6 protein-coding genes are annotated in these 7,175 nt (G+C 71.7%); 4 read left to right on the forward strand and 2 right to left on the reverse strand.

Annotated elements, in window-relative coordinates; genetic code table 11:
* Positions 1-1,438: lipopolysaccharide biosynthesis protein (locus H5J29_RS15250; RefSeq protein WP_220187450.1), on the forward strand; the 1,438-nt coding region annotated here is incomplete at its 5' end.
* Positions 1,439-1,506: 68 nt separating this feature from the next.
* Here the strand turns inward: H5J29_RS15250 and H5J29_RS15255 are convergent.
* The gene (locus H5J29_RS15255) at positions 1,507-2,985 is read right to left on the reverse strand and encodes an NAD-dependent succinate-semialdehyde dehydrogenase (protein ID WP_181781624.1); all 1,479 of its coding nucleotides are present in this window, start codon (positions 2,983-2,985) and stop codon (positions 1,507-1,509) included.
* A gap of 78 nt (positions 2,986-3,063) precedes the next feature.
* On the opposite strand from H5J29_RS15255, the gene H5J29_RS15260 reads away from it, so the two are divergent.
* The 3 genes from H5J29_RS15260 to H5J29_RS15270 all read left to right on the forward strand — a co-directional run bounded on the left by H5J29_RS15260 (position 3,064) and on the right by H5J29_RS15270 (position 6,093).
* Complete coding sequence (locus H5J29_RS15260; protein WP_181781625.1) at positions 3,064-4,230, forward strand: acyl-CoA dehydrogenase family protein; 1,167 nt, start codon at positions 3,064-3,066, stop codon at positions 4,228-4,230.
* A 31-nt stretch (positions 4,231-4,261) separates the two neighbouring features.
* Complete coding sequence (locus tag H5J29_RS15265) at positions 4,262-4,897, forward strand: SDR family NAD(P)-dependent oxidoreductase (RefSeq protein ID WP_312858244.1); 636 nt, start codon at positions 4,262-4,264, stop codon at positions 4,895-4,897.
* A gap of 362 nt (positions 4,898-5,259) precedes the next feature.
* Positions 5,260-6,093 (forward strand): mycofactocin-coupled SDR family oxidoreductase, encoded by an 834-nt coding sequence (locus tag H5J29_RS15270; protein WP_181781627.1) that lies wholly within the window; start codon positions 5,260-5,262, stop codon positions 6,091-6,093.
* Between the two features lie 415 nt (positions 6,094-6,508).
* On the opposite strand, the gene H5J29_RS15275 is transcribed toward H5J29_RS15270, so the two are convergent.
* Positions 6,509-7,175 (reverse strand): acyl-CoA dehydrogenase family protein (locus tag H5J29_RS15275; RefSeq protein ID WP_281375991.1); only part of this gene is annotated, 667 nt, incomplete at its 5' end.

The raw sequence follows: 7,175 nt of genomic DNA on the forward strand, positions 1-7,175 counted from the left end.
CGGCCCGATCGACCTCCCCACCGGTCCGCTCCCCGTGATCCGTCCCGACGACCCGCCCCCCGCGGCCGGCGGTGGTGGTGGGGGAGACGGGCCCGAGCCGCCCGCCGAGACCTCGAAGGACCTCGGCTCCTCCTCCGGGGGGTCCGGCAAGCGCGCCCTGAACGACGGCCTGTCGCTCACCATCAGCGGTGCCGTCGGGTCGGTCGCCGGGCTGATCAGCTGGCTGATCGCGGCGCGGATCATGCCGCAGGAGTCGGTCGGCTACGCGTCGGCCTTCGTGTCGGCGTTCCTGCTGGTCGCAGGCGTGGCGCAGCTCAACCTCGACTCCGCGATGATGATCTGGATGCCGCGGTCGGGCAAGAAGGCCGCGACGCTCTTCTGGCGCAGCCACCTGGTGATCATCCCGTCGTGCGCGCTCGTCGGGCTGGTCTACGTGCTCCTCGAGCCCCTCATGGCCGAGACCGGTGCCGGTGACGTCCTCCCGGTCTGGGCGGGCGGGCTGATGTTCCTGGCCGCCGCGATCGGCTGGGGCCTGTGGGGTGTGCACGACTTCAGCCTCATCGCCGTCGGGAAGACGTGGTGGGCGTCCTGGCGCAACATCGCCTTCGCGGTCGCCCGGATCGGCCTGCTGGTGGCGCTCGGCGCGAGCCTCGGCCCGTTCGGCGTGGTGGTCTCCTGGGTCGTCCCGATCGCCCTCTGGACGCTGGGCAGCGCGGTGGTCGGCGGGATCTACACCCGCAAGTTCGCCCGCATGTCCGACCAGGAGTGGCTGCCCACCCGCAAGGAGGCGATCAGCTTCCTGGGGCCGACCACGCTGGCCCACTGGGGCACGGTCCTGCTGTTCAACCAGGTCACGGTCATCGTGACCCAGCGCTTCGGCGGGGCCACCGGTGCGGCCTTCTTCATCGCCTGGCAGGCCGTGATGGTCATCGACATCGCGTGCCAGCGGTTCATGCAGTCGCTGTCGGCGCAGCTGGCGCGCGACCCGGACAACGCCGCCGCCCACATCCGCGCCTCCCGGCGCAGGCTGTACGTGATCTTCCTGCCGATGATCGTGGTGGGGATCGCGCTGGCGGGCATCGGACTGTCCTTCTTCGGGCCCGGGTACGCCGAGGCCGCCGACGTGCTGCGCGTGCTGCTGCTCGGCATGGTCGCCCGGCTGATCATCTCCCACGAGCTGGGCGTGCGGCAGGCCCTGCACGACGGGTTCGGCTTCGCCCGGCTCCAGCTCGTCAGCACGGCCTTCGTGATCGGCGTCGCGCTGTTCACACCGATCGGCCCGGCGCTGGCGGACGGTTCGCACCCCGTCGAGCAGCTCATGCCGGTCGCCGCGGGCTACGCGATCTCGCAGGCGGTCTGCGCCGTGGCGGTCCTGGTGTGGCCGCGGATCCGGCCGGGCGGGCCGAGGACGCGGACCATGAAGATCGAGCAGGCCTGACGTGGGGCGGCCCCTCCCGGGGCCGCCCCACCCGTCCAGCCCAGACTCGGCCCAGACTCAGCCCTGACTCAGCCCAGACCGCCGATGGCCACGTACTTGAGCTCGAGGAACTCCTCGATGCCCACGGTCCCGCCCTCGCGCCCGAGGCCGGACTCCTTGATCCCGCCGAAGGGCGCCGCCGGGTTGGACACCAGGCCCGTGTTGAGCCCGATCATCCCGCTCTCCAGCTTCTCCGCCACCCGCAGCGCCCGGTTCAGGTTCTCCGTGAACACGTAGTTGACCAGGCCGAACTCGGTGGCGTTGGCGGCGGCGAGGGCCTCGTCCTCGGAGTCGAACACCGAGATCGGCGCGACCGGGCCGAAGATCTCCTCGTGGTTGAGCCGGGAGCTCTGCGGCACGTCGGTGAGCACGGTCGGCGGGTAGAAGTGGCCCGGCCCGTCCACCCTCTCCCCGCCCACGGTGATCGTGGCGCCGTGCGACACCGCGTCGGCGACGAGGTCGACGACCTTGTCGAGGCCCTTGGCGTCGACCAGCGGACCGACCTGGACCCCGTCCTCGGTGCCGCGGCCGACCTTCAGCGCGCCCATCCGCTCGCCGAGCTTCGCGGCGAACGCGTCGGCCACCGAGCGCTGCACGTAGAAGCGGTTCGCGGCGGTGCACGCCTCGCCCATGTTCCGCATCTTGGCGAGCATCGCGCCCTCGACGGCCTTGTCCAGGTCCGCGTCCTCGAAGACGAGGAACGAGGCGTTGCCGCCCAGCTCCATCGACGTCCGCAGGACCTTGTCGGCGCACTGCTGGAGCAGGAGCTTGCCGACGCCCGTCGAGCCGGTGAAGGAGAGCTTGCGGGCGCGCCCGTCGCGGATGACCGGTTCCATCACAGCGGCGGCGTCCGTGGCGTTGATGATGTTCAGCACACCGGCGGGCAGGCCGGCGTCGAGCAGGATCTGGCCGAGCGCGAGCATGGACAACGGGGTCTGCGGCGCGGGCTTGATCACCACGGTGCAGCCCGCCGCGAGCGCGGGGCCGATCTTGCGGGTGCCCATGGCCAGCGGGAAGTTCCAGGGCGTGATGAAGACACAGGGGCCCACGGGCTGCTTCATCACGAGGAACCGGCTGCCGCCCGCGGGGGCGGTGGCGAAGCCGCCGTCGATCCGGACGGCCTCCTCGGAGAACCAGCGGAAGAACTCGGCCGCGTAGGCGACCTCGCCGCGCGACTCGGCGAGCGGCTTGCCCATCTCCAGGGTCATCAGCAGGGCGAGCTCGTCCTGGCGGGCGATCATCGCCTCGAAGGCGCGGCGGAGGATGTCGCTGCGCTCCCGGGGAGCCAGGGCGGCGAAGGACTGCTGGGCCTCGTGCGCGGCGGTCAGGGCCGCGATGCCGTCCTCCGGAGCCGCGTCGGCCACCTCGAGCAGCACCTCCCCGGTCGAGGGGTCCTCGACCTTCGTGGTGGCTCCGGACGCCGACGCCCGCCACTCGCCCCCGATCAGCAAACCGGTGGGGACGGCGTCGAGAACCTTCCGTTCGAGATCGGAGTTGGAGTTCGTCATGCCCCGGATCCTCCCATCACGCCACACCTTGATGCACTGAACCGATCGTTCGTCTAGGAAGGGGAGGTGACGGACACGATGGCGAAGTTGCCGAGTCTGGTCCCGCCGCCGGTCGAGCTGCCGGAGCGGGTCGCCGACCTACGGGCCGAGGTGCGGGCGTTCCTGGCCGAGGAGCGGGCCGCGGGGGCCTGGCGGCCGCGGGCGGACACCTGGCTGTCGGGCTGGGACGAGCGGTTCTCCCGAGCGCTGGCCGAGCGCGGCTGGCTCGGGATGACGATCCCCACCGAGTACGGCGGGCACGGCCGGGGGGCGCTGGACCGGTACGTGGTGACCGAGGAGCTGCTGGCGGCGGGCGCGCCGGTCGCGGCGCACTGGGTCGCGGACCGGCAGATCGGGCCCTCGCTCATGCGCTTCGGCACCGAGGAGCAGCGGCAGCGGTTCCTGCCGGGCATCGCGGCCGGGGAGGTCTTCTTCGGCATCGGGATGTCGGAGCCGGACTCCGGGTCCGACCTGGCGTCGGTGCGGTCGAAGGCGGAGTGGGTCGACGGCGGCTGGGAGCTGACCGGCACGAAGGTGTGGACCTCGGGCGCCCACCACGCCCACGCGTTCTTCGCGCTCGTCCGAACCTCGCCCAAGGACGACACGAACCGGCACGCGGGGCTGTCGCAGCTGATCGTCGAGCTGGACTCGCCGGGCGTGACCATCCGACCGATCCCGCTGCTCACGGGCGCGCACCACTTCAACGAGGTGGTGTTCGACAAGGTCTTCATCCCGGACACGAGGGTGCTGGGGGAGGTCGGGCAGGGCTGGCACCAGGTGACGTCGGAGCTGGCGTTCGAGCGGTCGGGCCCGGAGCGGTACCTGTCCACGTTCCCGCTGCTCGTGGCGCTGCTGCAGGAGATCTCGACGGGTGAGCTCGACGCCGGGCGCCGCCGCGACCTGGGCGGGCTGGTGTCGCGGTACTGGACGCTGCGGCGGATGTCGCTGGCGATCGCCGGGGCGCTGGAGGCGGGGCAGGCGCCGGAGCTGGCCGCGGCCGTGGTGAAGGACCTGGGCACCCGCTTCGAGAACGAGGTGATCGACGCCTCACGGCTGCTGCTGTCGATCCCGCCGGACCCCGGCGCGGAGTCGGGCTACGCGCGGCTGCTGGCCGAGGCGGTGCTGCACGCCCCGGGCTTCACGCTGCGGGGTGGGACCAACGAGATCCTGCGCGGGATCGTGGCACGGGGACTGGGGCTTCGCTGATGACCGAGCAGACGAGTGAGCCCAGCGGGTGGTGGCGGAGATCGAGGCGGCCGGGGGTACCGCGCTCGCCGTCCGTGCCGACGTCACCGATCTCGACGCCGTCCTCCGCCTCGTGGCCACGGTCGTCGAGACGTTCGGCGGGATCGACGTCCTGGTGAACAACGCGGGCAACGTCGGCGCCGACCGGGGTTTCGAGGCGGACCCGCCGCCGTTCTGGGAGACCGGACCCGAGGAGTGGCAGGCCTGGTTCGACGTGAACCTGTTCGGCGTCATGAACTGCTCGCGGGCGGTGCTGCCGGTGATGATCGAGCGCGGCGGCGGCCGCATCGTCACGCTGGTCTCCGACGCCGGGCGGGTCGGTGAGCCGTTCCTGGTGCCGTACTCCGCCGCGAAGGCCGGTGCGGCGGGTTTCGTCCGCTCCCTGGCCAAGGCCGTCGGCAGGCACGGGATCACGGCGAACACCGTCTCGCTCGGCACGGTGCGCAGCGAGGAGCGGGGCGGGCCCGACGAGGAGACCGCCGCCGCCATGCTCCGCCGGTACGTGATCAGACGGTTCGGCCGACCGGCGGACGTCGCCGCGGTCGTGCTGCTGCTCGCCTCGGACGCGTCGTCGTGGATCACGGGGCAGACCATCCCGGTCAACGGCGGCTACTCGATGGCGACGTGAGGGGCCGGCGCGCCGGGGTCTCGGGTGGCCTACCGCCGACCGGCCGCGATTCGGACACCGTTTCGATCGCGACCGGACCTCTGGTCTGCGACGACCTTGACGGTCCGTGAGGACGCGGGCATAGTCGTCGCGGGTTCAATGCACTGAATCCGGAGAGCCGCCCGTCGTCGACGGTCCTCCGTCCGGGCTCGCTGCGCGGCGTCGAGCTCGTCCTGGACGATCTGGTGACCACGCGCTACACGCTCGACCAGATCGACGACGGCTTCGAGGACATGCCGGCGGGCCGGGACATCCGGGGAAAGATCGTGCACGAGCACTGACGCCGGACAGGCGTCCACGTACTACGGAAAGGCTTGATCGTCATGGGACTGCTCGACGGCAAAGTCGCCTTCGTGACGGGTGTCGCCCGCGGCCAGGGCAGGAGCCACGCCCTGCGCCTGGCGGAGGAGGGTGCCGACATCATCGGCGTCGACCTCTGTGCACAGCTGGACTCGGTGCCGTACCCGATGTCGACGCGAGACGACCTCGACGAGACCGTCAAGCTGGTCGAGGCGCTGGACCGGCGCATCGTGGCTCGTGAGGCCGACGTCCGCAGCAGCAGTGAGCTGGCGGGTGTCCTCGGAGAGGGCGTCGCGACCTTCGGGCGACTCGACATCGTCCTCGCCAACGCCGGGATCTGGAGCGGCTCGCCCGCCGAGGACCTCGACGACCAGATGTGGGACGACATGATCGACATCAACCTCACGGGCGTGTTCCGCACCGCGCGGGCCGCGATCCCGCACCTGAAGGCGGGCGGACGTGGCGGGTCGATGGTGCTGACCTCGTCGACCGCCGGCATGAAGGGCACCGCGAACATCGCGCACTACTCCGCCGCCAAGCATGGCGTGGTCGGCTTGGTGAAGTCGTTGGCCTCGGAGCTGGCCCCGCACTCGATCAGGGTCAACTCCGTGCACCCGACCACGGTCGACACGGGCATGGTGCAGAACCAGGCGATGTACGACCTGTTCCGCCCGGACCTGGGCGGCAAGGCGACGCAGGCGGACGCGGTGAACGCGTTCATGACGCTGAACGCCCTCCCGGTGCCGTGGGTGGACGCGGTCGACATCTCCAACGCGGTCGTCTGGCTGTGCTCGGACCAGGCCCGCTACATCACCGGCGCGCAGCTCCCCGTCGACGCCGGCTCGCTGGTGCGGTGACGACAGCCGCTGCCGCGACCTCGGGGGAGGACCGACCACCGGGTCACGTCCGTCGACGGCGGCGAGGAGCACCCCCACCCGGCGCCGCTGGAGGACTGCGTAGCGGGGCCGACGTGGCTGATGGCAGGTCGTAGACGTCCGGCGCGTCGGCGGCGCACTGCGCGTGGCCCGCGCACTTCTCGGTGTCGATGTGAATCTCCATTGACCTCTCCCCGCTCGGAGCCGTGGTGGTGGCGGAGCATCCCGGGTTTCTCTTGCCTCCCCTGAAATTGTCGGATCTGCCGCCTGAGCGCGTCTCGGTGCAGCTCGAAGCAAGGGGACCGAACGGTGCAGGGTGGAATTCGTGGTGGTGGGGGCCCGGCGCACGACCTGGTCGCCGTGCTCGGTCCGCGCGCTACCGGAGAGTGGCTCGGGATCAGGGTCGGAAGCCCTGCAGCACGAGCGAGGGGGGAGTACCGGCGGTCTTCGCCCTGCTCGCCGTGACGTACCGGGCGGCAGGCTTGACCGGCGTCGCGAGACGCAGCCAGGTCGCCTGCGAGGTGAAGCGGTAGAGCCCCGTCTCGGTGGCGAACCCCAACGCGCCGAAGACCTGGTGGGCGTGGGCGCAGGCCGTCTTCACCGAGGGCGCGGTGTAGAGCCACGCCAACGCGGCGGAGACCTCGGCGTGCGGTTCGTCCCTGGTCAGCCGCCAGGCCGCGTCGCGCACCAGGTGCTCCGCGCCCTCCAGGAGGACCACGCTCTCGGCCAGCCGCAGCTGCACGGCCTGGAAGGACGACAACGTGCGGCCGAACAGCTCGCGGTCCTTGGCGTGTCGCACCACGGCGTCGAGCGCACCCGAGGCGAGGCCGGTGGAGGCCGCCGCGGACAGCAACCAACGCCTGGCGCGCAACGGGTCCGGCCCCTCGGAGGCCGTCTCGCGGTGGTGCCAGCCGTGGGGCAGCCCGTAGGCGTTCTCGACCGCCTTCAGCGGTCCTTCGGCGAGCACCCGACCGTCGGCCTGGTCGACGACCAGCGAGGCGATCCCGCCCCAGCCGACCATCGCACGCCCGGCCGGGCCGGGGGCCACGCTGGTGACCACCTCG

Origin of the sequence: Pseudonocardia pini (genome assembly GCF_013870575.1) — a bacterium.
Classification (GTDB): domain Bacteria; phylum Actinomycetota; class Actinomycetes; order Mycobacteriales; family Pseudonocardiaceae; genus Pseudonocardia; species Pseudonocardia pini.

What these genes read in the sequence shown, in the direction of transcription:
- H5J29_RS15255 (WP_181781624.1), bottom strand. Translation starts at nt 2,985, where the DNA reads ATGACGAACTCCAACTCCGATCTCGAACGGAAGGTTCTCGACGCCGTC.
- H5J29_RS15260 (WP_181781625.1), top strand. Translation starts at nt 3,064, where the DNA reads ATGGCGAAGTTGCCGAGTCTGGTCCCGCCGCCGGTCGAGCTGCCGGAG.
- H5J29_RS15270 (WP_181781627.1), top strand. Translation starts at nt 5,260, where the DNA reads ATGGGACTGCTCGACGGCAAAGTCGCCTTCGTGACGGGTGTCGCCCGC.